Origin of the sequence: Novosphingobium sp. KCTC 2891 (assembly GCF_025938155.1) — a bacterium.
Lineage (GTDB): Bacteria > Pseudomonadota > Alphaproteobacteria > Sphingomonadales > Sphingomonadaceae > Novosphingobium.
Map to the genome: position 1 here is coordinate 201,105 of NZ_JAPCZG010000008.1, position 22,246 is coordinate 223,350.

General features: G+C 65.7%; 27 protein-coding genes and 1 riboswitch. Of the genes, 8 read left to right on the plus strand and 19 right to left on the minus strand.

The window, feature by feature from the left end; translation table 11 throughout:
* Positions 1–9: 9 nt before the first annotated feature.
* The 8 genes from OLX02_RS15480 to crtY are packed head-to-tail and all read right to left on the minus strand — an operon-like array spanning position 10 to position 7,541.
* Positions 10–759: a molybdopterin-binding protein gene (locus tag OLX02_RS15480; RefSeq protein WP_264424298.1), complete on the minus strand. Its 750-nt coding sequence runs from the start codon at positions 757–759 to the stop codon at positions 10–12.
* Complete coding sequence (locus tag OLX02_RS15485; RefSeq protein WP_264424300.1) at positions 756–1,562, minus strand: cytochrome b/b6 domain-containing protein; 807 nt, start codon at positions 1,560–1,562, stop codon at positions 756–758. Before OLX02_RS15485 ends, OLX02_RS15480 begins: the two co-directional genes overlap by 4 nt.
* A 50-nt stretch (positions 1,563–1,612) precedes the next feature.
* Positions 1,613–2,164 (minus strand): VOC family protein, encoded by a 552-nt coding sequence (locus tag OLX02_RS15490; RefSeq protein WP_264424303.1) that lies wholly within the window; start codon positions 2,162–2,164, stop codon positions 1,613–1,615.
* On the minus strand, positions 2,161–3,255 hold the full coding sequence (gene hppD, locus OLX02_RS15495; RefSeq protein WP_264424305.1) for a 4-hydroxyphenylpyruvate dioxygenase: 1,095 nt from the start codon (positions 3,253–3,255) through the stop codon (positions 2,161–2,163). Before hppD ends, OLX02_RS15490 begins: the two co-directional genes overlap by 4 nt.
* A gap of 47 nt (positions 3,256–3,302) precedes the next feature.
* The gene (locus tag OLX02_RS15500; protein WP_264424306.1) at positions 3,303–4,277 is read right to left on the minus strand and encodes a phytoene/squalene synthase family protein; all 975 of its coding nucleotides are present in this window, start codon (positions 4,275–4,277) and stop codon (positions 3,303–3,305) included.
* Between the two features lie 11 nt (positions 4,278–4,288).
* A complete protein-coding gene (locus OLX02_RS15505) occupies positions 4,289–4,870 on the minus strand; it encodes a TIGR00730 family Rossman fold protein (RefSeq protein ID WP_264424308.1) in 582 nt (193 codons plus the stop codon).
* Positions 4,867–6,345 carry a phytoene desaturase gene (locus OLX02_RS15510; protein ID WP_264424309.1) on the minus strand — a complete coding sequence of 493 codons (1,479 nt, stop codon included), beginning with the start codon at positions 6,343–6,345 and terminating at the stop codon, positions 4,867–4,869. Before OLX02_RS15510 ends, OLX02_RS15505 begins: the two co-directional genes overlap by 4 nt.
* Positions 6,342–7,541, minus strand: coding sequence for a lycopene beta-cyclase CrtY (gene crtY / locus OLX02_RS15515; protein ID WP_264424310.1), 1,200 nt, complete (start codon positions 7,539–7,541; stop codon positions 6,342–6,344). Before crtY ends, OLX02_RS15510 begins: the two co-directional genes overlap by 4 nt.
* A 111-nt stretch (positions 7,542–7,652) precedes the next feature.
* Between crtY and OLX02_RS15520 the strand changes: the two genes are divergently transcribed.
* Together OLX02_RS15520 and OLX02_RS15525 are read left to right on the plus strand one after the other, a co-directional pair.
* Complete coding sequence (locus tag OLX02_RS15520) at positions 7,653–8,273, plus strand: DUF2585 domain-containing protein (RefSeq protein WP_264424312.1); 621 nt, start codon at positions 7,653–7,655, stop codon at positions 8,271–8,273.
* Between the two features lie 347 nt (positions 8,274–8,620).
* The gene (locus OLX02_RS15525) at positions 8,621–10,138 is read left to right on the plus strand and encodes a flavin-containing monooxygenase (RefSeq protein ID WP_264424314.1); all 1,518 of its coding nucleotides are present in this window, start codon (positions 8,621–8,623) and stop codon (positions 10,136–10,138) included.
* 123 nt (positions 10,139–10,261) lie between these two features.
* Here the strand turns inward: OLX02_RS15525 and OLX02_RS15530 are convergent, their stop codons facing one another.
* Positions 10,262–11,638, minus strand: a complete 1,377-nt coding sequence (locus OLX02_RS15530; protein WP_264424315.1) for a flavin-containing monooxygenase — start codon at positions 11,636–11,638, stop codon at positions 10,262–10,264.
* Between the two features lie 48 nt (positions 11,639–11,686).
* Positions 11,687–12,922, minus strand: coding sequence for a cytochrome P450 (locus OLX02_RS15535; RefSeq protein ID WP_264424317.1), 1,236 nt, complete (start codon positions 12,920–12,922; stop codon positions 11,687–11,689).
* A gap of 141 nt (positions 12,923–13,063) precedes the next feature.
* A riboswitch (TPP riboswitch) is annotated at positions 13,064–13,172 on the plus strand.
* 32 nt (positions 13,173–13,204) lie between these two features.
* Here OLX02_RS15535 and thiC point away from each other — a divergent pair.
* The gene (thiC, locus tag OLX02_RS15540) at positions 13,205–15,067 is read left to right on the plus strand and encodes a phosphomethylpyrimidine synthase ThiC (protein ID WP_264424319.1); all 1,863 of its coding nucleotides are present in this window, start codon (positions 13,205–13,207) and stop codon (positions 15,065–15,067) included.
* A gap of 57 nt (positions 15,068–15,124) precedes the next feature.
* Here the strand turns inward: thiC and OLX02_RS15545 are convergent, their stop codons facing one another.
* The gene (locus OLX02_RS15545) at positions 15,125–15,757 is read right to left on the minus strand and encodes a DUF2726 domain-containing protein (RefSeq protein WP_264424321.1); all 633 of its coding nucleotides are present in this window, start codon (positions 15,755–15,757) and stop codon (positions 15,125–15,127) included.
* 120 nt (positions 15,758–15,877) lie between these two features.
* On the opposite strand from OLX02_RS15545, the gene OLX02_RS15550 reads away from it, so the two are divergent.
* The 3 genes from OLX02_RS15550 to OLX02_RS15560 all read left to right on the plus strand — a co-directional run bounded on the left by OLX02_RS15550 (position 15,878) and on the right by OLX02_RS15560 (position 17,308).
* A complete protein-coding gene (locus OLX02_RS15550) occupies positions 15,878–16,273 on the plus strand; it encodes a nuclear transport factor 2 family protein (protein ID WP_264424324.1) in 396 nt (131 codons plus the stop codon).
* Between the two features lie 73 nt (positions 16,274–16,346).
* The gene (locus OLX02_RS15555; protein WP_264424326.1) at positions 16,347–16,814 is read left to right on the plus strand and encodes a glycine zipper 2TM domain-containing protein; all 468 of its coding nucleotides are present in this window, start codon (positions 16,347–16,349) and stop codon (positions 16,812–16,814) included.
* An 89-nt stretch (positions 16,815–16,903) separates the two neighbouring features.
* Positions 16,904–17,308: a GFA family protein gene (locus OLX02_RS15560; RefSeq protein ID WP_264424328.1), complete on the plus strand. Its 405-nt coding sequence runs from the start codon at positions 16,904–16,906 to the stop codon at positions 17,306–17,308.
* Positions 17,309–17,329: 21 nt separating this feature from the next.
* On the opposite strand, the gene OLX02_RS15565 is transcribed toward OLX02_RS15560, so the two are convergent.
* Positions 17,330–17,821 carry a hypothetical protein gene (locus OLX02_RS15565; protein ID WP_264424329.1) on the minus strand — a complete coding sequence of 164 codons (492 nt, stop codon included), beginning with the start codon at positions 17,819–17,821 and terminating at the stop codon, positions 17,330–17,332.
* A 150-nt stretch (positions 17,822–17,971) separates the two neighbouring features.
* Complete coding sequence (locus OLX02_RS15570; RefSeq protein WP_264424331.1) at positions 17,972–18,247, minus strand: hypothetical protein; 276 nt, start codon at positions 18,245–18,247, stop codon at positions 17,972–17,974.
* 278 nt (positions 18,248–18,525) lie between these two features.
* Here OLX02_RS15570 and OLX02_RS15575 point away from each other — a divergent pair, with 278 nt between their 5' ends.
* Positions 18,526–18,774 (plus strand): hypothetical protein, encoded by a 249-nt coding sequence (locus OLX02_RS15575; protein ID WP_264424333.1) that lies wholly within the window; start codon positions 18,526–18,528, stop codon positions 18,772–18,774.
* On the opposite strand, the gene OLX02_RS15580 is transcribed toward OLX02_RS15575, so the two are convergent.
* Entirely contained in the window at positions 18,771–19,073 is a 303-nt protein-coding gene (locus OLX02_RS15580; RefSeq protein WP_264424334.1) for an alkylphosphonate utilization protein, read from the minus strand. The two genes, OLX02_RS15575 and OLX02_RS15580, sit on opposite strands and share 4 nt — an antisense overlap.
* A 77-nt stretch (positions 19,074–19,150) precedes the next feature.
* Between OLX02_RS15580 and OLX02_RS15585 the strand changes: the two genes are divergently transcribed.
* Entirely contained in the window at positions 19,151–19,738 is a 588-nt protein-coding gene (locus OLX02_RS15585; RefSeq protein WP_264424336.1) for a GNAT family N-acetyltransferase, read from the plus strand.
* Positions 19,739–19,742: 4 nt separating this feature from the next.
* On the opposite strand, the gene OLX02_RS15590 is transcribed toward OLX02_RS15585, so the two are convergent.
* From OLX02_RS15590 to dapD, 5 genes are all read right to left on the minus strand, one after another.
* A complete protein-coding gene (locus OLX02_RS15590) occupies positions 19,743–20,126 on the minus strand; it encodes a DoxX family protein (RefSeq protein WP_264424338.1) in 384 nt (127 codons plus the stop codon).
* Positions 20,123–20,566 (minus strand): cupin domain-containing protein, encoded by a 444-nt coding sequence (locus tag OLX02_RS15595; protein ID WP_264424340.1) that lies wholly within the window; start codon positions 20,564–20,566, stop codon positions 20,123–20,125. The genes OLX02_RS15590 and OLX02_RS15595 overlap by 4 nt, the downstream gene beginning before the upstream one ends.
* A gap of 40 nt (positions 20,567–20,606) precedes the next feature.
* Complete coding sequence (locus OLX02_RS15600; protein WP_264424341.1) at positions 20,607–20,969, minus strand: hypothetical protein; 363 nt, start codon at positions 20,967–20,969, stop codon at positions 20,607–20,609.
* Between the two features lie 101 nt (positions 20,970–21,070).
* Complete coding sequence (locus OLX02_RS15605) at positions 21,071–21,274, minus strand: hypothetical protein (RefSeq protein WP_264424342.1); 204 nt, start codon at positions 21,272–21,274, stop codon at positions 21,071–21,073.
* 110 nt (positions 21,275–21,384) lie between these two features.
* Positions 21,385–22,221, minus strand: a complete 837-nt coding sequence (dapD, locus tag OLX02_RS15610; RefSeq protein WP_264424344.1) for a 2,3,4,5-tetrahydropyridine-2,6-dicarboxylate N-succinyltransferase — start codon at positions 22,219–22,221, stop codon at positions 21,385–21,387.
* Positions 22,222–22,246 lie beyond the last annotated feature (25 nt).

The window sequence follows — 22,246 nt, forward strand, 5'->3', positions numbered from 1 at the left end:
GTAACGGGGTCAGATTCCGGCGTACCACTGGTAGCCGGAATGGTCCTCCCAATAGCCGCCCTTGCCGCCGTGTATGCCCGCGAGCGTGGCCACTGCCTCGATCCGCATCACATACTTGGCCTGCTTGTAGCCCAGTTGCCGCTCGACCCGCAGCCGCAGGGGTGCGCCGTGGCCTACGGATAACGGCTGCCCGTTCATGGTGTGCGCCAGGATCGTCTGGGGATGGAACGCGTCCACCAGATCGATGCTCTCGTAATAGGGCTGGCCGGCGTAGTCGTCGGCGCAGTGGAACACGATGTAGCGCGCGTTCGAGGAAAGCCCGGCGCGTTTCAGCAGCAGGCCCAGCGGAACGCCGGTCCACTCGCCGATGGCGCTCCAGCCTTCGACGCAATCGTGCCGGGTGATCTGCGTGCGCGCCGGCGCGGTGCGGAGCTGCGCCAGCGAAACGGCCAGTGGATGCGCGACCATGCCGCCGACCATCAGGCGCCAATCGGCAAAGCCCGCAGCGGCATGACCGGTCCAGTCGGGTGCGGCAGGCCGGCGCGACCCGTTCTCGCGGAATACCGGCGAAAGATCGGCTCGGGTGAACTCCGGGGCTAGGGCATGGCGATCCGTTACGAGATGCTGTGCGCTCATCGTCGCCTTCTCGCCCAGCGTGAGCACGCGGCGCACCGTGGGGGAGGCGGTGATGCGGTCGCAGCCGGCGAGCATCAGCCCCGCGCCGCCGATCAGGGCGTGGCGCCGCGTGATGATCGTCATGGCCGCTTCTCCGCCGGGAGCTTATACCAGCCCGTCACCATCGAGCGCAGTTCGCTGAACGTCCCGGCCAGCACCACCATCAGCAGGTGGACCGCGATGAACGCCGCCAGCGCCGCCGCGCAAAGGAAGTGGATCGACCGCGCCGATTGCCGCCCGCCGAACAGATCCAGCAGGTAAGGCCACGCCGCGTTGATGGCGGGCGACATGGTCAGCCCGGTCAGCACGACCAGCGGGATAAGCGCGAAGATTACCGTCAGATAGGCGATTTTCTGCAAGGGATTGTAGGCCCGCGCCGCTTCCCCCTTGGGAAAGCGGAGCCGGGCGTGGTTCTTCACGTCATTCCAGAGATGGCGCAGCGAGCTTTCCTCGCGCGTCAGCGCCAGATCGCGCCACAGGTGCCGCGACAGGACCGCGTAGGTCACGAACATCAGCCCGGATAGCACCAGCACCCACGCGAAGAAGAAGTGCCATTCCCGCGCGGCGGCAAGGTTGTAGCTGGACGGGATCGTGACCAGCGGGGGAAAGGCCACGTCGGTGCCCTGTGCATATCCCAGCACGCCGGTGGTGGGGACCTCGTGATCGCCCAGCATCAGGAACCCTTGGGTGCCCCGGTTGCCGATGACGAGCCACGGATGATCCGGATTGGCGCCGAACTTGCCCCAGTAAAGCCGGGGATGGGCATTGAAGATCATCGCTCCGCTCATCAGCATGATGAAGATGCAGAGCGCGTTGACCCAGTGCCACAGCCGCACCGGCAGGCGCGTGCGATAGATCAGTGTGCGTTCGGATTCTCGCGCTGGCACGTTGATCTCCCGGCTTCGGCGCGGAGGATGCCATGGTTGGGCAGCGCGGCCTAGTCCTTGCGGTTGTGCGCGTGCAGCCAGTCGGCGTGGCGCGGCGCCTTTTTCGTCACCGACCATTCGTCCAGCATGGGCCGGGCGACGCGCTTCAGTTCGGCGTATTGTTCGGGCGTGCCGATATCGGCAGCCAGTTCGACCCGGTGCCCGTTGGGATCGAAGAAATAGATCGACTGGAACACCCCGTGATGCGTCGGCCCCAGCACGTCCACGCCCTCGCTCTCGATGTGCGCCTTGGCGGCCAGCAGTGCGTCCACGTCGGGGACGCGAAAGGCGAGGTGTTGCACCCATTCGGGCGTGTTCGGGTCGCGGCCCATCGGCGGCTGCTCGGGCAACTCGAAAAAGGCCAGGACGTTGCCGTTCCCGGCATCGAGGAACACGTGCATGTAAGGATCGTAGGCGCCAGTGGACGGCACGTGATCCTCGGCAAAGGCGGTCACGTATTCCATGCCCAGAACGCGGGCGTACCAGTCGACCGTTTCCTTCGCATCGCGGCAACGATAGGCGGCGTGGTGAATGCCGCCGAGCCTGACAGGGTGCGCGCTCATTGCGCCGACTCCACTTTCAGTGCGCCGCGTCGGATCTGGTCGGCTTCCATCGACTTGAACAGCGCGGTGAAATTGCCTTCGCCGAAGCCTTCGTCGCGCTTGCGCTGGATGAATTCGAAGAACACCGGGCCGACCATGGTCTGCGAGAAGATCTGGAGCAGCAGCCGCGGATCGCCCTGCTCGGTCGATCCATCCAGGAGGATGCCGCGTTTCTGCAATTCCGCCACCGGCTCGCCGTGACCGGGCAGGCGCTCTTCCAGCATCTCGTAGTAAGTTTCCGGCGGGGCAGGGGCGAAGGGCGCACCCAGCGCTGCCAGCTTGTCCCACGTGGCCAGCAGGTCGTCGCAGGAAAAGGCGATGTGCTGGATGCCCTCGCCGTTGTAGGCGCGCAGGTATTCCTCGATCTGTCCGCCGCCGGCCTTGCCCTCCTCGTTCAGCGGGATGCGGATCTTGCCGTCGGGCGCGGTCATCGCCCGGCTGGTCAGGCCGGTATATTCGCCCTTGATGTCGAAATAGCGGATCTCGCGGAAGTTGAAGATCCGTTCGTAGAACGCGGCCCAGTGCGCCATGCGCCCGCCATAGAGATTGTGGGTGAGGTGATCGATCACCTTGAGACCTGCGCCTTCGGGATGGTGGTCCGTGCCGGGTTCCCACACGAAGTCGATGTCGTAGATCGAAAGCTCGCCCGCGCCGGTATCGTAACGGTCGATCAGGTAGATGATCGAGCCGCCGATGCCCCGGATCGCGGGCAGGCGCAGTTCCATGGGGCCGGTGCGCACTTCGACCGGCTCCGCGCCGCGCGCCAGCGCCTCGTCATAGGCGGCCCGCGCGTCGCGCACGCGAAAGCCCATGCCGCAGGCAGACGCGCCATGTTCGGCGGCGAACCATGCCGCGGGGCTCTTCGGTTCGTAGTTGGCGATGAGGTTGATGCCGCCCTGTCGCCACAGGGTGACGGCCTTCGAGCGGTGCCGTGCCACGAGCGTGAAGCCAAGCGCGCCGAACACGGGTTCCAGCATGCCTGGATGCGGTGCGCAGAACTCGACGAATTCGAAACCGTCCAGCCCCAGAGGATTATCGAACAAGTCTGCCATGGCGTCTCTCCGGTTGGTTTCCAATGTAACCAATGGAGGGCGCCCGGTCAAGGAAGCGAAATGCCCCTTCGGCCGGCCAGCGCGATCAGGTCTCGCCGGGTGAAGCGCCGCTCGTCCGCGCCGGCCAGGCACGAGCGCGGGACGGGGCGCAGCGCACGCAGGCCAGCGCGGCCGATCCACTGCACCTTGCGCGTGCCGCTCACGACGGTGCGGCTGTGCCAGGCATCGGGACCGCGCCGTTCCACCTCGCGCGCGATCTCGCCATAGATGCCCGCCGCCGCCAGGATTGCCCAGCGCTGGCGGGGCTGGAGCCGCGAGGCGCCGATCCGGGCCGAACATTCGTGTGCGTGGGCGATCCGGCACATCCGCTGGGCGATCGTGGCCATCGCGGCGCGGTGTGGCGGCTTCATCTGCTCGCCCGGCGGAATATCCGCTTCGGCCAGCCATTCCAGCGGTACGTAACAGCGCTCGGCCGCGTCGTCCTCGGCAAGATCGCGCGCGATGTTGGCCAGCTGGAAGGCCAGGCCCAGATCGCAGGCGCGGTCGAGCGTGTCATCGTCCTGCGGCGATACGCCCATGACCACCGCCATCATCACGCCCACGGCCCCGGCCACGTGCCAGCAGTAGCGCATCAGGTCCGCCTCGGTGCGCGGCTGCCAATCCGCAGCATCGAGCGCGAAGCCGTCAAGCACAGCGCCGGCCATTTCCAGGGTCAGGCCCGTCTCGCGCGCGACCAGCCCGAAGGCATCGAACGCGGGATCTCCGGTTTCCTTGCCCACGAAGGCCAGCGCGGTCAGGCCGCGCACTTGCCCGATCCGATCCGCCGCGCCGGCATTTCCGCCCAGCGCGCCGCCGTGGTCCTGATCGTCGATCAGGTCGTCGCATCGCCGGCACCAGGCATAGAGCAGCCAGACCCGTTCACGCGTTTCGCGGTCGAACAGCGCACTCGCCGCGGCAAAGCTCTTCGACCCCTTGCGGATCGATTGGCGCGCCGTGGCGACAAGGCTGGATCGGTCGTCCATCGTCGGTAGGGTTACAGGTCCTGCGCCTTCATCGCAAAGATCGGACGGTGCGGCACGTGCCTTTCCATCCGTTCCAGCAGCAATTCCAGATCGGGTTCGGCGATGAGAATATGCGCGTGCGCCTCGCGGACGAAGCCCACCTCGATCATGTGGCGGTTGAAGGCGAGCAGGTGATCATAGAAGCCGAAGGCGTTGAGCAGCCCGATGGGCTTGGCGTGGTAGCCCAGCTGCGACCAGCTCACCGCTTCCCACAACTCGTCCATCGTGCCAACGCCGCCGGGGATGGTCAGGAACCCGTCCGACAGGTCGGTGAATGCCTGCTTGCGCTCGTGCATCGAGCGCACCACGCGCAGTTCGGTGCAATCGGCGTTGGCGACTTCCGGCCCCGCCAGCGCTTCGGGGATCACCCCGATCACTTCGCCGCCTGCCTCCAGCGCGCCCGAGGCGACTGCGCCCATCAGCCCAAGCCGCCCGCCGCCATAGACCACGCCTATGCCGCGCTCCGCCAGCGCCCGCCCCACATCGCGGGCAAGCGCAACGTAACGCCCGTCGGCGGGCGAGGCGGAACCGCAATAGACGGCGAGACGCTTCACAGCAGGTCCTCCAGCATGATCTTGGCCGTCGCTTTCGCGCTGCCGACAACACCGGGAATCCCGGCGCCGGGATGGGTTCCCGCGCCGACGAGGTAGAAGTTCGAAATGGCATCGTCGCGGTTGTGCGCGCGGAACCATGCGCTCTGCGTCAGCAGCGGCTCAAGGCTGAATGCGCTGCCCAGATGCGCCGAGAGATCGGTGGCGAAGTCTGCGGGGGCATAGTGGAACTTCGTCACGATACGCTCGTGGATGTCGGGGATCAGCCGCCGGCCGACCTCGTCGAGGATGCGCTTTTCGAGGATCGGCCCGATCTGGTTCCAGTCCACCGGAAGCTTGCCCATGTTGGCCACGGGCACCAGCGCGTAGAACGTGCTCTTGCCCTCGGGCGCCATCGACGGATCGGTGACCGTGGGATGGTGAAGGTAGATCGAGAAATCCTCGGGCAGCACGCCGTGGGTATAGATATCGTCGAGCAGCCCTTTGTAGCGCGGGCCGAACAGGATCATGTGGTGCGGGATGCCCGGCCAGGTGCCTTCGATGCCGAAATGGACCACGAACAGGCTGGGCGAGAACTTCTTGCGCTTCAGCCGGGCGGCCTGTCGCCGCGCGTGGGTGTTGTCGCCCAGCAGGTCGCGATAGCTGTGCATCAGATCGCCGTTCGACGCGATGGCGTCGAAACTGGCCTGCCAACCGCTTTTGGTTTCGATGCCGGTCACCCGGTTGCCCAGCGACTGGATCCGCGTGACCGGATCGCCCATCCGCACTTCGCCGCCGATCCGCTGGAAGTGGCGCACCATGCCGGCGATCAGGCGGTTGGTGCCGCCTCTCGCCCACCACACGCCGCCGTCCTTCTCCAGCTTGTGGATCAGGGCATAGATCGCGCTGGTGTTCATCGGATTGCCGCCGACCAGTAGGGTGTGGAAGCTGAACGCCTCGCGCAGCTTCTCGCTTTCCATGTATTTCGACACGATCGAATAGACCGAGCGCCACGCCTGATACTTGGCCAGCGCGGGCGCCGCCTTGATCATGCTGGCGAAATCGAGGAACGGCACCGCGCCAAGCTTGACGTAGCCTTCCTCGAACACGCCGGCGGCATAGTGCGCGAAGGCTTCGTAACCGGAAATGTCGCCCGGGCTGATCTTGGCGATCTCGGCGCGCAGGGCGGCCTCGTCGTTGGAATAATCGAAGTTCGTCCCGTCCGGCCAGTTCAACCGGTAGAACGGCGACACCGGCATCAGGTCGACGTCGTCTTCCATCCGGTGGCCCTTGAGCGCCCAGAGTTCACGCAGGCAGGGCGGGTCGGTGATGACCGTCGGGCCGGCGTCGAACGTGAAGCCGTCCTTTTCCCAGTAATATGCGCGGCCGCCCGGCTTGTCGCGCGCCTCGACCACGGTGGTCTGTATGCCCGCCGATTGCAGCCGGATGGCAAGCGCCAGCCCTCCGAAACCGGCCCCAACAACACATGCACGCTTCATCTTGATCGCATCCCTGCAAGGGTAAGAGGCTGCGGCCGCGCGCCAAGCCCCGTCAGCACGCCGATGGCGCGCGTGACGGGCACCGGCGGACGTCCTGCCAGAACCCGCAACTTGTCCCGCGCGGTGCTCCGCCCGGCATAAAAACGCTCGATGAGACCTTCATCGAGCCTGTAGAACCGCTCCAGTACGCGGTAGCGCTCCATCGGCACCGCCGCGCCGAACAGCATCGCCGTCAACTGGCGCAGGAAGTGCCCGCGGCGCCAATGCGTCCGCGCGTAGTCTTCGGAGAAGCGGGCCAGTTGCTCGCCGCCGCAATCGGCCTGTCGCACCAGCGCGAGCGCAAAGCGCACCGCATCGGGCACCGAATAGCTCGTCACCGCGTGGAACAGCCCTGCGCGCGTACCGGCGCGGGCCATGTCCTTGCCGGTCGAGCGCCAGAAAGCGTCGAAGTCCCCGCCAGCGACCACCGGTAGCACGCCGTGTTCTTCCGACAGAACCTGCTCGACACGCCAGCCGCGCACGCGGGCATAGTCTGCGATGCGGCCGGCCAGCGTCGCCGCGTCGATGGTCGGGCTGTCCGAATAATAGGTGTCCTCGACGAAGACCTCGTCCTCGGCGAAGGGCAGGACATAGACGAAGCGGAAGCCGTCGAGCTGCGGCACGGTGGCATCCATCACGATAGGACGGTCCATGCCGTGCGGCGCCGCCAGCTTCAGGTGCTGGCCGACGAACTTCTGCCAGCCGCCTGTCAGGTGGCCGAGATTGCGGATGCCGCGCGCGTCGATCACAGCCCGTGCCTCGATCCGCGTGCCGTCGCCCAGTGCGGCGTTGCGGGCACTGGCCGCCAGCACGCGTGCGCCGGTCAGGATCGCATCGGCGGGCAGCGCCGCGCGCAGCGCCGCGTCGAAACGCCGCGACGTCATCGCATAGTAGCTGGTGCCAAGTTCTCGCTCGTGGGCGGGGAAGCGCACTTCGTAGCCGCGCCACGCCGCCGCCACGATCGGTGCGAGCAGATCGCGTCCGGCCTTGCCTACATCGGTTCCGAAGAAAGACCAGACGTGGTTGCCGCCGAGCGTCTCGTCCTGCTCGACCAGCAGCAGCGACAAGTCGGGACGGTGCCGGGCCAGCGCGAGCGCTATCAGCCCGCCTGCCAGCCCGCCGCCCAGTATCGCGATATCGCAGCGTCGCGCAGTCATCGTCGCTGGCGTTAGGCCCAAGCCGTTGCCCGCGCAACCGTCGCTTGCCCGCCTCGGCCCGTCGCGGCACTAAAGGGCAGGGGAAGGCAGGGGCCGCCTGGGGGATATGCAATGGATGATACTGGCGTGGACCAGAACGGAAGTCGTCTCGTGCCCGATCGGGTGGGCGCGCACATCGCGGTGCTGCTCGGTTTCGCCGCGGTGGCGATCCTGCTTGCCATGGGGCGGCCGGCGATCTGCCCCTGCGGCACGGTTCGGTTGTGGACCGGCGTTGTCCAGTCGGCGGAGAACAGCCAGCAGATCGCGGACTGGTACAGCTTCAGCCATGTGATCCACGGCTTCCTGTTCTATGGCGCCGCGCACCTGCTGTGGCGCCGGTTCGGGCTGATGCGTTACGTTGCGGGCCGCTGGGCACTTGCGGCGGCGGTCATGGTGGAGGCGGGATGGGAGATCCTCGAAAACTCGCCGATCATCATCGACCGCTACCGCGCTGTCACGGTCAGCTGGGGCTACAGCGGCGACAGCGTGCTCAATTCGGCGGGGGACATCGCTTTCATGGCGCTGGGCTTCATGCTGGCGGCACGTCTGCCGGTGCTCGCCACGGTGCTTCTGGGCGCGGGGTTCGAGCTGTTCACGCTCATGATGATCCGCGACAACCTGGCGCTCAATGTGCTGATGCTGGTCTGGCCGGTAGAGGCGGTGCGCCAGTGGCAGGCGGTCGCCCAGGGCTAGAATGACTGACGGAGCCACCGGATGCGGGGACTTAAGGCCCCGGCCCGGATGCGAAGGGGATCCGGTCTCCGGGGCCGAAAGCGGGCCGGGGGAGACACCGCTTCCATCGCGCCGCAGCGCAACGCGGAGGTATTGCGATGGACCAGATGACCGCTCCCGTTCCGCTGCATGAACAATCGGTAAGCCGCCCCCGATCGGGTCCGGCATCCGCTCACCGTCTTTTTTTAAGCGTCCGGTGAATTTCCTGCCGAATCCCGTTGCATTTTGATATTGGTCAAGGCCTCCTAGTGAGTGGACGGCCAGCAAGGCCGCAACGATATAAGAACATGCAGCCACGGAGAGAGAGTATGGCGCGAGAGGATTTGGCCCAGCACGTCGACGTCGTGATCGTCGGTGCGGGGATTTCGGGCGTGGGCTCGGCCTACCACCTGCAAGACCAGTGCCCGGACAAGAGCTATGTCATCCTGGAACGGATGAACACGTTCGGCGGCACGTGGGAAACCCACAAGTATCCCGGCGTCCGTTCCGACTCCGATCTCTACACTTTCGGTTACCGCTTCAAGCCGTGGACCAGCGCGCCGATCGCGAGCGCGCAGGCGATCCTCGACTACATGGGCGAGGTGATCGAGGAGAACGGCATCGACAAGAACATCCGCTATGGCCACACCATTACCAGCTGCAAGTGGTCGAGCGCGGACAACCGCTGGACCGTGACGGCACGGACCGCGGACGGCGCGGAGCACACCTTCACCTGCACCTTCCTGTGGATGTGCCAGGGCTACTACGACCATCAGGTTCCCTACATCCCGCCCGAATGGAAGGGCGTGTCGGACTTCAAGGGCCTGTTCATCCACGCCCAGCTGTGGGATCCGAACATCGACTACACCGGCAAGCGCGTGCTGGTGATCGGTTCGGGCGCCACCGCCGCGACCGTGGTTCCGGCCCTCGCCGAAAAGGCCGGCCATGTGACCATCCTCCAGCGCTCGCCGACCTACTTCTTCTGCCATCCGAACCAGAACGAGCTGGCCGACCGCCTGCGAGAGATCGGGATCGACGAGCCGACGATCCACCGCATCATCCGAGCCCAGGTCATGCATGACCAGGCCGTGATGGACAAACGCTGCGTCGAGGAACCCGACGTCGTGGTCGAGGAGCTGCGCGATCTGGTGCGCGCCTATGTCGGCCCGGACTTCCAGTTCGAACCGCACTTCACGCCCAAGTATCGCCCGTGGCAGCAGCGGCTGGCGTTCTGCCCCGATGCGGACCTGTTCCGCCTCGCGGCCGAGGGCAAGGTCTCGGTCGTTACCGACACCATCGACCGCTTCACCGACAAGGGCGTGCTGACCAACTCGGGCGAACTGCTCGAAGCGGACATCATCGTCGCCTGCACCGGCTTCCGCCTCTCGGTGCTCGGCAACATCCCGTTCGAAGTGGATGGCAAGGCGGTCGACTGGGCCGATACCGTGACCTACCGCGGCATGATGTTCACCGGCGTGCCCAACATGCTGTGGGTCTTTGGCTACTTCCGCGCCTCGTGGACGCTGCGCGTAGATATGCTGGGCGATTTCGTCTGCCGCTTGCTCAAGCACATGGACGAAGTCGGCGCGCACAAGGTTGAGGTGAAGCTGCGGCCCGAGGACAAGGACATGGCGATCCTGCCGTGGATCGAGGCCGAGAACTTCAACCCGAACTACCTGATGCGCGATCTCGACAAGCTGCCCAAGCGCGGCGACAACGAGGTGTGGCGCCACAACCAGAACTACTGGGCCGAACGCGAGGCCATTCCCGCGATCGATCTCGATGCATCGGAGTTCTGGTACGACAATCAGCGCGCCGACACGCGGGTGCTCGAAGCGGCGGAATGAAGTTGCTGACGGCCCGGTTGATCCGGGCCGTTACCTAACAGGAAAAAGGACCGCGTTGCAGCTGTGCGACGCGGTCCCTTTCGTTTGTCCGTGGCGAAGCAGCGCCGAAGCAGCGCTGCCCTGTCAGGCGGCTTCCGCCACCTTTCCGGCATCCGCCCGTGCAGGGACCGGAAGCGCATTGCCCCTGGTCGCAGCACGCTTTGCGCCGCGCTCCAGCTCCTTCTTCAGTGCGCGCACGTAGTGGTCGAAATCCAGCTGGATCGTGTGTCGCCGCGCCTTGTAGTACTGGCCGGTATAGTAGTCCTCGTCCGCCTTGATGATCGTCTCCATCTCGGGCGCCGGGGGCGGGGCATATTGCCCGGCGAGGTAGGCGGCGACGAGCTTGGACTGCTGCTCGGCAAAGTTGACGAGCGTGGGCAGCGGCTGTGCCAGGCCGAGATAGAACAGGTCGGGCACGCCGGGCTTCATGATCCGCTTGTAGAGGGCGGGCGGCTTGTTGTCGGAATCCGCACAGAACGCCGGTTCGTCGAAGAAGGGGAAGCGGATGTCGTATCCGGTGGCCCACACGATCGCGTCGATTTCCTCCCGCGAGCCGTCGCTGAACACCACGGCTTTGCCGTCGAGCCGTTCGACCCCCGGCTTCATGGTGATGTCGCCCGATCCGGCGCGCAGCAGGAATTCGCCTGAAACGGTGCCGTGGCTCTCGAACGGCTCGATTTCCGGTTCTGGCAGGCCATAGTCGCTCATCTTGCCGACCAGGTTCTTGATCATCCGCGTGCCCAGCCACTGGCGCAGCTTCTTGGGCATCCAGGCCGGTGCCGGATTTTTGTCCAGCGGCTGACCACGGTAGTATTTCGGGAAGATCCAGACGCCGCGGCGGGTGGAGACGAACAGCTTTTCAGCCATCGGCCGCTGCGACAGCTCGCTGGCGATATCCATGGCGCTGTTGCCCATGCCCACCACCAGCACGCGCTTGCCGATGCAGTTCACCGGCTCGAACGGGGTGCGGTAGTGGTGCGAATGGATCTGCGGCCCGTCGAAGTGGCCGGGATATTCGGGCACCCGCGCCGCCCAGTGATGCCCATTGGCGACCACCAGCGCGTCATAGCGCAGCGTCTCCCCGCTCGAGAGCGTCACGTCCCATCCGCCTTCCGGCAGGCGGTGGGCCTTTTCCACGCGTGTGTTGAACCGGATGTGCTCACGAATGCCGAAGTGGTCCACATAGTCGTGGAAATACTGGAGCAGCTGCGAATGGTGCGGATAGTCCGGCCATTCCTCCGGCACGGGGTAGTCCTCGAACGCAAGCCGCCACTTCGACGTGTCGATGTGCAGGCTCTGATAGCAAGAGGACAGCCCGTTGGGGTTGTTATAGTACCAGTTGCCGCCGATGTTGTCCGACGCCTCGTAGATGTCGAACGGAATGCCGTAGTCCTTCAGGCGCTTGGCCGTGGTGAAACCGGAACAGCCGGCGCCGATGATGCAGACCTTGGGCAGGGCCATCAGTCGAATTCTCCCGTTACGTTATGTTTGTCGTTGTCGTCGTGGAGGTCAGTCCTGCTCGATCTTCACCGGCATTGCGGTGAAGCCGTGGAGGAACGGGCTGGCCAGCCGCGTCGGCGTGTCCTGCGGCACGATCCGCCACTTGCGCTTGACGATTTCCTCGATCACCGCGGCAAGCTGCACTTCGGCAAGGCGCGCACCCACGCAGCGGTGGATGCCGTGGCCGAAGGCGATGTGGCGGCGCGCGTTCTCGCGGGTCACGTCGAAACGCTCGGCGTCCTTGAACACCGTCTCGTCACGGTTGCCCGAGATGTACCACATCACCACCTTCGAACCTTCGGGGATCGACTGCCCGCCGAGCTCCGTGTCGCGCGTGGTGGTGCGGCGCATGTGCGTCACCGGCGATTGCCAGCGGATGATTTCCTGCGCGGCATTGGCCGCCAGCGACGGGTCGGCGCGCAGCTTCTCCAGCTGGTCGGGATATTTGGCCAGCGCTTCGACCAGCCCGCTCATCGAATTGCGCGTGGTGTCGTTACCGCCCACGATCAGCAGCGCGATGTTGGCGATGCGCTCGGGCGGGGTGAGGTGCCCCATCGCTTCGGAATGCACCATGCGGCTCAGCAGGTCGTCGCTCGGCGGCAGGCCGCGCCTGGCTTCCAGCTCGCGGTCGAAACGTTCGAGCATCTGGCCCATCTGCACCATGAACTCGGCGCGGTATTCGTCGTTCAGCGCGTCTTCCGAAACGCCGCTGCCCCAGTCCGACCAGCGCTTGATGTCGCGCCATTCCTCGAACGGCATATCGAACAGGATCAGCAGCATCCCGATGGTCATCGGGATCGAGACGCTGTCCACCCAGTCGATCGTCTCGCCCACGGGCAGCGCATCCAGCAGCTGCGTCACGCGTTCGCGCACCAGCTTTTCCAGCTTCACCATCTGGCTGGGGCCGAACGCCGGCGCGATCACCTTGCGCTGCGCGGTATGGACCGGCGGGTCCATCGCGATGAAGTTGGGAAACGCGGTTTCATTGACCGAATCCGCGATGGTGATGTTGCCCCGGTCCCACGAGGAGGAATAAGTCTCGGGGTCCAGCTCGACCTTCTGTATCAGGTCGTGCGTCACCACCGACCAGTAGGGTCCGAAGGGGCTCTGTTCGCGATAGCTGACGGGCATGTTCGCACGCAGCCAGGCGAACGGCTCGCGCCACCTGTCTTCGACATAGAGCGCATTGAGGCTCACGTCGTACGGATTGATCGCCTTTTCCCGCGCGAGGGATGCGGTGGCCATGCAAAATCTCCCGGTTGCCGAGTCTGGTCGGTCTTGACCGGATTATCCTTAAGCGTCCGCTTAAAGTCCAGCGGGCATTCGATCAAAGTGACAGGGGCGTCGTCACCGTCTGGACTTGGCGTCACCGATCGCCTAGTTTCCGCGTCTACCCCGGGGAGCCAGTGTTGGCTGAGAGGGGCTGGTCACGCAGCCCGACCCGTCGAACCTGAACCCGTTAGCACGGGCGGAGGGAAGGGCACGGCAATCGCTGCGCGCCCTGTCTTCGTCCATGAAGGAACGCGCATGGCCGACATCAATTCCAAGCTCGAAATCGGCGTTACCACCGGCCCGATTCGCGGCAGCCGCAAGATCCACGTCGAAAGCGTCCGCTTCCCGAACGTACGCGTCGCCATGCGTGAAATCGCGCTCGAGCCTTCCTCGGGCGAGCCGCCGCTGCGTGTCTATGACACGTCCGGTCCCTACACCGATCCCAAGGCGACCATCGACATTTCGGCCGGCCTGCCCAAGCTGCGCCGCGACTGGATCGTGGCGCGCGGCGATGTCGAGGAATATTCCGCCCGCGAGGTGAAGCCCGAGGACAATGGCCTGAAGGGGCCGGATCGCTCGGCCGGCGTGCCCGCGTTCCCCAATGTCGAGCAGCGCCCGCTGCGTGCCAAGGCAGGCCACAACGTCAGCCAGATGCACTATGCCCGCCGCGGCATCATCACGCCCGAGATGGAATACGTTGCCATCCGCGAGAACCTGGGTCGCAAGCAGATGCAGGAAGCGCTGATCCGTGACGGCCAGGACTGGGGTGCCTCGGTACCCGATTACGTAACGCCCGAATTCGTCCGCGACGAAGTGGCGCGCGGCCGGGCGATCATCCCCAACAACATCAACCACCCCGAATCCGAGCCGATGGCCATCGGTCGCAACTTCCTCGTCAAGATCAACGCCAACATCGGCAACTCTGCCGTGGCGTCGGACGTGGCCAACGAAGTCGACAAGATGGTCTGGTCGATCCGCTGGGGCGCGGACACCGTGATGGACCTCTCCACCGGCCGCAACATTCACGACACGCGCGAATGGATCCTGCGCAACAGCCCGGTTCCGATCGGCACCGTGCCGATCTACCAGGCGCTCGAAAAGGTCGGCGGCATCGCCGAGGACCTGACCTGGGAAATCTTCCGCGACACGCTGGTGGAGCAGGCCGAGCAGGGCGTGGACTACTTCACCATCCACGCCGGCGTGCGCCTGCCCTACATCCCGATGACGGCCAAGCGCGTCACGGGCATCGTCAGCCGCGGCGGCTCTATCATGGCCAAGTGGTGCCTTGCCCACCACAAGGAATCGTTCCTCTACGAACACTTCGACGACATCACCGAGATCATGAAGGCGTATGACATCGCCTACTCGCTCGGCGATGGCCTGCGCCCCGGTTCGATTGCCGACGCCAACGACGAAGCCCAGTTCGCCGAGCTCTATACGCTGGGCGAACTGACCAAGCGCGCCTGGGAACAGGACGTGCAGGTGATGATCGAGGGCCCCGGCCACGTGCCGATGCACAAGGTCAAGGAGAACATGGACAAGCAGCTGGCCGCGTGCGGCGAAGCGCCGTTCTACACGCTCGGGCCGCTCGTCACCGACATCGCGCCGGGTTATGACCACATCACCAGCGGCATTGGGGCGGCGATGATCGGCTGGTTCGGCACGGCCATGCTCTGTTACGTGACGCCCAAGGAGCACCTCGGCCTGCCCGACCGCGACGACGTGAAGGTGGGCGTCGTGACCTACAAGCTCGCCGCCCACGCGGCCGATCTTGCCAAGGGGCATCCGGCGGCCAAGCTGCGCGACGATGCGCTCAGCCGCGCCCGCTTCGAGTTCCGCTGGCGCGACCAGTTCAACCTGAGCCTCGATCCCGACACCGCCGAGCAGTATCACGACCAGACGCTGCCCGCCGAAGGCGCCAAGACCGCGCACTTCTGCTCGATGTGCGGACCGAAGTTCTGCTCGATGAAGATCACGCAGGAAGTGCGCGAATTCGCCGCCAAGCAGAACCAGGCCCCGGACACCTTCCTCGCTGCCGAGGACGCCGAAAAGGGCATGGCCGAAATGAGCGAAAAGTACCGCGCAGCCGGCGATCTCTACATCCCGGCGGCGGAATAACCGCCCCATCCTCCCCGTTCGTGCAGCGCGCGGACGGGGAGGGGGACCGGCCGTTTCTCAGCCGGTGCGACCGGCCAGCCGCTTCACCACGTCGCGGACCTGGGCGGGGGTATCCCCGCTGACCACTTCGACATACCCGATACCCGCGCGCCGAAGGGCTTCCTTCTTCACCGCATCGCGCGCGGCGGTCTCGTCGCCCAGGTGATGCCCTGTCCCCTGGAACTCCACGGCGTGGAGCGGATGGCAATCCTCATCGACGATCAGCAGGTCTACGCGCTTGGCGTTGATGGCCCAGAACGCGGCCTTGTCCTCGCTCCATAGCACTTCGCCGAGCGCCACTTGCCCCATCGCCCGCCAGCCGGGGCGTTCTTCCTGCAGGGCCTTGTCGATGACCGACAGCAACCGCCGCTCCGGCTTGTTGAGCAGCGGACGCGCCTTGAAGTCAGCCTCCATCACGCAGCGCAGTTGTTCCGCCGCATCCAGCGTCGCGCGTTCGGGCGAGCCCTTTGGCGGCGGGATGCTCCGGGGCTTGAGGACAGTGACGCGATTGCCGGCGCCAGCTTCCTTGCGACCTCGCCAATAGGCGCGTCGCTCGGCGGTTTTCTGCGTTTCGACAAAGCGTTCCACGCCGATCCCGATAGCCGCGCCAACGGCCAGTACCATCAGGAGCAGGTGGGGCTGATCGATCAAGGCAATGATTTCTTGGGGCATTTCGAATCGATACTATGATCAGGGTAATCAATTGGTGAAACAATCGCCCCCATTGGTGGTCCATTCCAACGACGCGGCCAATCTGCCATGAGGCGTGCGATGAACTCTTCCACGTCCGCCGACCTCGCCATTCGCCTCCGCCGTGCCGCGTTCAACCGCGCCCTGGCGGATGGCGATCTTGCCGCCATCGGGCCGATCCTTGCGCCCGGCGTCATTCTCGTCACCGGCACGGACAGCGCGGTGATCACCGGCCGCAAGGCACAGCTCACCGCGTGGAAGCGGGAGTTCGCGGCGCGGCCGCGCACGATCTACACGCGGACGCCGGAGGTCGTGACCGGATCGTCGGTCGAACCGATCGTGATGGAAACCGGCCGCTGGCAGGGCGTGCCCGAAGGGGGAGATACGCCGCTCGCTTCGGGTCTCTACAGCGCCAAATGGCGCGAACTCGGCGGCGAGTGGTCGCTGCTCGCGGAACTGTTCGTCACGCTGGCCTGAGGCGCGGGGAACTCGCGCGCCGTTGGATCATTGGCGATGCAGGCGGGATTCCCTCCCGCAGAGGATGCTCCCCATGAACAAGGCCCTGATGCTTTCCGCTCTTGCCGCCGCCAGCCTTACCGGGGCCTGCACCAGCTATGGCTATGGCGACCGCCCCGGCTATTCGGGTGATGGGGCGGGCGACTGGGGCTATTACGACCGTGGCGCCTACGATCAGTATGGCCGTTATGACTACAACAACCCCGATCCCAGTTACGGCGGCTACTATGCCGACCGGTATTACCGCCAGAACCCGCGCTATCGCGAGCGCAACCTGTCGTACAACGACCGGGTCTACCGCGGGCGCGACGGGCGTTATTATTGTCGCCGGTCGGACGGTTCGACCGGTCTGATCGTCGGCGGGCTGGCTGGTGCCGCTGCCGGGGCCATCATTGCGGAAGGCGACAGCAAGCCGCTTGGTGCGATCCTGGGCGCGATCGGCGGCGCGGCCATCGGCGCGGCCGTGGACAGCAATCGCCAGAGCAACGTGCGCTGCCGCTGAACCGATTCTAATCGGCCGGTTAAATCCCGGTTGAATCCCGTCGGAACCCGGCGCAGGGTCTCTTCTGAACTGATCGGGAGAGACCCACCATGACCGAACGAACCGGCGGCTGCCTCTGCGGCGCCGTGCGCTATACCATTGCAATCGATCCGCCGATGCAGGCGGTCTGCCACTGCAAGAACTGCCAGAAGCAAGCCGGCAGCGCCTATTCGATGCTGGTCGGTGTGCCCGAAAGCGCGCTGACGGTTACCGGCACGCCCAAGGTCTACATGGACAAGGGGGATAGCGGCAGCGCCGTCACCCGCCAGTTCTGCGGCACCTGCGGCTCGCCGCTGTTCTCGCTCGTGGAAAGCGCCCCGGGCATGGTCTTCGTGAAGGCTGGCACGCTCGACGATACCAGCGATTTCAAACCGCAAGTCCAAGTCTGGACCAAGAGCCGTCAGAACTGGGTCGATCTTGGCCCCGTGCCCGGCTTCGATACCGTTCCGGGCTGAGGTGCGACGGCCGCGCCTGCCTCACGCAGAGGGAGGCGCGGCTTCGTCGTCGCTGGTGGCGCTATCATCCATCGATGCCGCGTCCGCCTCATCCGGGGCAGAGGCCTCGGCATCGTCCGCAGTGTCGCGCGGCGGCGTGGCGGGTTCGCTGGCCGCATCGCTGGTTGCGCCAGCATCGTTGTTCCACGCGTCGTCGCGCCACTCGTCATAGCGAGGCGGCGGATCGTCCTGGAAGCGCGCGGCCGCCGGTGCGACGGCGGGCAGGTATTCGGCCTCACGGTATGTCGGCGCGGCGGGCAAAGTTTCGTAGAGGTCGCCCGAATACCACGCATAAGTCGCATCGGCCGTGGGTGCGGTGCCCAGCGTCTGTCCGGTGGAGGCGCGGATCCGCCAGGGCGGATCGGGCGGCGGGCGCATGCGCGTCGGAGTGGCCGCCGCCAGCGCCGCGCCCAGCGTCATCGCGCCTATGGCAATGGCGAAGGCCGCCGAACGTGATCTGTCGTGACTCGGCATTTCATGCTCCATCACCCCCCATCGTTGGTAACAATCGCCGCCGCGCCGCCTCGTTCCAATATTCCGCCGAGCAAAAGAAAACCCCCTCGGCCGCAAGGCGGCGAGGGGGCTTCTGGTCTCGGAGCCGGGCCTTGGGCCCGGCCAGTCGACTTACTTGGCTTCGGTGATCAGGCCGGCCTTCTTGGCGTCGGCGATCGAGAAGCTGACCGGCTTGTTGTTGAAGGTGCCTTCGACGGTCTTCTTGCGCACGCGCAGTTCGAAGGGAACCTTGCCCGAGTAGGCGGTGCCGCGCAGAACCTGCTCGCCATCCTTCTGCTCGGTCGTGTAGTTGTATTCCACGCCCTTGTGCTGGAACGTGTCGGCGTTGGCCGCAGCCGGAGCAACGACGAGAAGGGCCGAAGCGGCCAGAGCGAAAGTCTTGATCATGGCAATATCCCCTGTGAGATTAGGTTGGATCTTGCCTTCGAGCACCCGGTACATGTTCTGTTTGGGCCGCGATATATGGATGCTGCACTTGCGAGCAATTGCATTCGCCGCAGCGGCGGTTGCAACAAATGCACTCAAGTTTTAAAATGCTACTTATCGCTTGAAAAACGGGGATTTCGGTGAACACACGCAGTCTGAAATTTTTTTCCATCCTGTTGTTTTTACCAGTCTACGGCTGCGCCTCCGGGCCTGCGCAGACCGATATTCCGCAGTCGCCAGTGATCGCGGGCGGATGGAATCGAGTCGATCCCAACAGTCCGGACATCCGCGAGGACGCGCTTTTCGCAATCGCAGCAGGAAATGGGCGGCTGGCCGAAGTCGAACTGGCCGAGACCCAGGTGGTGGCCGGCATCAACGTGCGGATGATCGTGCGACTTGCCGATGGCCGCCGCGAGCGCGTCACCGTGTGGCGGCGGCTCGATGGCACGCGGCAACTCACCGATGTGGAACCGCTGCCGGGCGGTTAGCGCTTGCGCACGAACTCCGCGCGCAGGACGAGGCCCTTGATCCCGTCGAACTTGCAGTCGATTTCCTGCGCGTCGCCGGTCAGGCGGATCGACTTGATGAGCGTGCCGCGCTTCAGCGTCTGGCCCGCGCCCTTGACGTCGAGATCCTTGATGAGCGTGACCTGGTCGCCGTCCGCGAGCAGGTTGCCCACCGCATCACGCACCTCGATGGTGCCGGCGGCGGCACGCTTGGCGGCCAGTTCGGACGCCGGCATCCATTCGCCGGTGTCCTCATCGTACACATAATCATCATCGCTCATATGCCCCCCATGGCAGAGCGGGGGGACTTGCGCCAGCCTTTGCCGGTGTCATGATCGCGCGAAAGGGGAGCAGGGCCATGGACAAGACCATCATCCGGCTGTCGCCGCAGCACCGCACGGCGGCGGTCGAAACGCTTGCGGCTGCTTTCTCGGGCGATCCGGCGATGGCCTACATGATGCCCGATGCGGCTGACCGCCAGCGCCGCTTGCCAAAGTTGATCGGGTGGATGTTCGACGATCACCTTGTCCACGGCGTGGTGCTGGGCACGCCCGGTGCAGAGGTCGTCACGTTGTGGCGCCCGCCTGGCATGGTCCATGTCCACGCGCCGCTCACGCCGCGCAGCATCTGGCGGTTTCTGGGAATCCTTGGCCCCGCCATCCTGCGCGCCGAACGTGTGGACCGCGCGATCGGTCGTCATCTGCCGCCCGCGGAGGACTGGTTCTACCTGCGCATGGCGGGCGTGCGGCCCGATCGACAGGGGCAGGGGCTGGGCGGGCTCGCCATCCGCGCCGGGCTGGAATTGGCGGCAGAGCGGGGTGTGCCTTCGGTGCTCGAAACCGCGACGGAGAGAAACGTGGGCCTCTACCTGCGGCTTGGCTACAATGTGATCAGCGAATGGGACGTCAGTCGCCGCGGTCCTCATTTCTGGACGATGACGACCTGAACGGCTATTCGATGGCGCCGCTGCACCACAGTGCGATCCAGACCAGCAGCGGCTGCGCGAACATGCGCGGCACGTGATAGGCTAACCCCAGCCCGCCATCGGGGCGTGCCATGTCGAGCGCGAAGTGATGCACATTCGCCGGAAACACGCAGACGGCGTAAAGCGCCAGGCCGATCCCGCCGTCGCGCCGCAAAGTTGGCGAAAAAGGCTGGAGCAGCGCCGCCGCGCCGAGCAGTTCGGCCACGCCGGTCCACAGCACGGTCAGTTCCGGCCACGGCACCCAACCTGGCATGATTGACAGGAACGGATGCGGCAGGGCGATGTGGATCATGCCCGCCGCGCCATAGAACAGCGCGAGGATGACCCGAACGATACCGCGCGCGGTCATGCGTCCGGCTCCCAGTGCGGTGGGGCGAGCCGGAACCCGGCAAAATCAAACCCCGGCGCAACAACGCAGGACACCAGCGCATAACCGTACAGTCCTGCGGGGGCGGGCGCGGCGGCCTGCCAGTGTCCGGCAGGGACCACATGCTGCACGGATTGCCCCTCCAGCACGTCTGGGCCGAGACATACCGTCTCGATCCGTTCCGCATCTCCCGGTGCAAGGCGCAGGTGAACGGGATCGCCCGCATGCCACAGCCAGATTTCGGACGCATCCACGGTGTGCCAGTGTGACCGTTGCCCCGATTCCAGCAGGAAATGGATCGATGTAGCCGAAGGACGCCCGTCTGCGCCTGGCGGGCCGCGCCACGTCTCGCGGTACCAGCCGCCTTCCGGATGTGGTTCCAGCGACAGGCGATCGATCAGGGCGTGGGCGGACTGGATCATGTCGCCGGGTTTCCGCCCGGGTGCACCGGGTGTCAACGCGTTACCAAACGGCGGGCGTCAGGCGGATCGAGCCGCCGTCGCAAGGCTCCCAGCCTGTTTTTGCCAAGACCTCGTTGCTTTCGCGCGCTGCGCGGTCCTCGCCCAGCGACCATGTCACGTGCCAGGTGCCGCCATCGGGCCGGCTCGTGCTGCCTTCCAGCGCCACGACCAGCGCTTCGACGCCCTTGCCGTCGTCGACGTGGCCGACGATGCGCGCGTGGGAGATGGGTGGCGGAGGAACGCCGTCTTCGCCGTTCCCAGGCCGGCGCGACACATGGTGCGCCACCGTTCGTGGATAGCGAGGTGGGAACAGTTCGAGCAGTCGCTCGCGGCATTCGGGTTCTATGATCCAGCCGATCGACATGGGCAGGGGCCTCCGCGCTTGCACGCCATTCAGTCGGTCAAACGCGGCGGGTCCGCCCGGTTCCCGCCCTAATGCCGGAACCGGGCATCTTTGCTATGCCGTCACGCAGGCGGCGTCGCTTGTCCGCTGATCGGTCCCTGGCGGTTGGGCTGGTCGGAGGTGGCGGCACCGGTGATCCAGATCGTCGACAGTGCGACAATCGCCAGCACAAGGCCGATCAGCAGCACCCAGCGGACAATGTGGGGAGTCTCGCCGCCGCGAGCCTCTTGCGTGGTGACGTGGGTTTCAGCGCCCTGGCGTTCCATGACGGGCTTCTCCTGTTCGGCGGGGCGTTGCGCCCCGTCTCGCAGACCCTACGCCCGGATCGCTCCCGGGTTCCTGCCCGCATGGGCAAGACCCCGGGTTACGGGCGCGATCAGTCGCGCAGGAGTTCGTTGATGCCGGTCTTGCTGCGGGTCTGCGCATCGACCGTCTTGACGATCACTGCGCAATAGAGCGACGGCCCCGGCGTGCCGTCGGGCAGGGGCTTGCCCGGCATCGCGCCCGGCACGACCACCGCATAGGGCGGCACGCGGCCGATGTGGACTTCGCCCGTGGCGCGGTCGACGATCTTGGTCGAGGCGCCAAGGTAGACGCCCATCGACAGCACCGCGCCTTCGCCCACGATCACGCCTTCGGCCACTTCCGAGCGAGCGCCGATGAACGCGCCGTCCTCGATGATCACCGGGCCGGCCTGAAGCGGCTCGAGCACGCCGCCGATGCCGGCGCCGCCCGAAATGTGCACGTTCTTGCCGATCTGCGCGCACGAACCCACGGTGGCCCAGGTATCCACCATCGTGCCTTCATCGACATAGGCGCCGATGTTGACGAAGCTGGGCATCAGCACCACGCCCTTGGCGATGTGCGCCCCGCGGCGGGCGACCGCGCCCGGAACCACGCGGAAGCCGGCCTCGCGGAAGCGGTTCTCGCCCCAGCCTGCGAACTTGGAGGGCACCTTGTCGAACGCGGGCGCGCCGGCTGCGCCGCCATCGATCACCACATTGTCGTTCAGGCGGAACGACAGCAGCACCGCCTTCTTGAGCCACTGGTTGACGCGCCATTCGCCGTCCACCTTCTCGGCCACGCGGGCCTTGCCGCTGTCGAGCAGTTCAAGCGCCTGTTCCACCACCACGCGCACGTCGGCGCTCGCGGGGGTGACGTCTGCGCGCGCTTCCCATGCGGCTTCGATGGCGGTTTCGAGCTGTGCGGTCATGGCAGTGCTTTCTCTTAAAATGGTC

Excerpts from the sequence above, each read along its gene's own strand:
- OLX02_RS15490 (WP_264424303.1), bottom strand. The coding sequence starts at position 2,164 with ATGAGCGCGCACCCTGTCAGGCTCGGCGGCATTCACCACGCCGCCTAT.
- OLX02_RS15535 (WP_264424317.1), bottom strand. The coding sequence starts at position 12,922 with ATGGCCACCGCATCCCTCGCGCGGGAAAAGGCGATCAATCCGTACGAC.
- OLX02_RS15570 (WP_264424331.1), bottom strand. The coding sequence starts at position 18,247 with ATGATCAAGACTTTCGCTCTGGCCGCTTCGGCCCTTCTCGTCGTTGCT.
- dapD (WP_264424344.1), bottom strand. The coding sequence starts at position 22,221 with ATGACCGCACAGCTCGAAACCGCCATCGAAGCCGCATGGGAAGCGCGC.
- hppD (WP_264424305.1), bottom strand. The coding sequence starts at position 3,255 with ATGGCAGACTTGTTCGATAATCCTCTGGGGCTGGACGGTTTCGAATTC.
- OLX02_RS15555 (WP_264424326.1), top strand. The coding sequence starts at position 16,347 with ATGAACAAGGCCCTGATGCTTTCCGCTCTTGCCGCCGCCAGCCTTACC.
- OLX02_RS15595 (WP_264424340.1), bottom strand. The coding sequence starts at position 20,566 with ATGATCCAGTCCGCCCACGCCCTGATCGATCGCCTGTCGCTGGAACCA.
- OLX02_RS15605 (WP_264424342.1), bottom strand. The coding sequence starts at position 21,274 with ATGGAACGCCAGGGCGCTGAAACCCACGTCACCACGCAAGAGGCTCGC.
- thiC (WP_264424319.1), top strand. The coding sequence starts at position 13,205 with ATGGCCGACATCAATTCCAAGCTCGAAATCGGCGTTACCACCGGCCCG.
- OLX02_RS15560 (WP_264424328.1), top strand. The coding sequence starts at position 16,904 with ATGACCGAACGAACCGGCGGCTGCCTCTGCGGCGCCGTGCGCTATACC.
- OLX02_RS15480 (WP_264424298.1), bottom strand. The coding sequence starts at position 759 with ATGACGATCATCACGCGGCGCCACGCCCTGATCGGCGGCGCGGGGCTG.
- OLX02_RS15525 (WP_264424314.1), top strand. The coding sequence starts at position 8,621 with ATGGCGCGAGAGGATTTGGCCCAGCACGTCGACGTCGTGATCGTCGGT.
- OLX02_RS15550 (WP_264424324.1), top strand. The coding sequence starts at position 15,878 with ATGAACTCTTCCACGTCCGCCGACCTCGCCATTCGCCTCCGCCGTGCC.
- OLX02_RS15590 (WP_264424338.1), bottom strand. The coding sequence starts at position 20,126 with ATGACCGCGCGCGGTATCGTTCGGGTCATCCTCGCGCTGTTCTATGGC.
- OLX02_RS15500 (WP_264424306.1), bottom strand. The coding sequence starts at position 4,277 with ATGGACGACCGATCCAGCCTTGTCGCCACGGCGCGCCAATCGATCCGC.
- crtY (WP_264424310.1), bottom strand. The coding sequence starts at position 7,541 with ATGACTGCGCGACGCTGCGATATCGCGATACTGGGCGGCGGGCTGGCA.
- OLX02_RS15580 (WP_264424334.1), bottom strand. The coding sequence starts at position 19,073 with ATGAGCGATGATGATTATGTGTACGATGAGGACACCGGCGAATGGATG.
- OLX02_RS15565 (WP_264424329.1), bottom strand. The coding sequence starts at position 17,821 with ATGCCGAGTCACGACAGATCACGTTCGGCGGCCTTCGCCATTGCCATA.
- OLX02_RS15530 (WP_264424315.1), bottom strand. The coding sequence starts at position 11,638 with ATGGCCCTGCCCAAGGTCTGCATCATCGGCGCCGGCTGTTCCGGTTTC.
- OLX02_RS15585 (WP_264424336.1), top strand. The coding sequence starts at position 19,151 with ATGGACAAGACCATCATCCGGCTGTCGCCGCAGCACCGCACGGCGGCG.
- OLX02_RS15510 (WP_264424309.1), bottom strand. The coding sequence starts at position 6,345 with ATGAAGCGTGCATGTGTTGTTGGGGCCGGTTTCGGAGGGCTGGCGCTT.
- OLX02_RS15520 (WP_264424312.1), top strand. The coding sequence starts at position 7,653 with ATGGATGATACTGGCGTGGACCAGAACGGAAGTCGTCTCGTGCCCGAT.
- OLX02_RS15600 (WP_264424341.1), bottom strand. The coding sequence starts at position 20,969 with ATGTCGATCGGCTGGATCATAGAACCCGAATGCCGCGAGCGACTGCTC.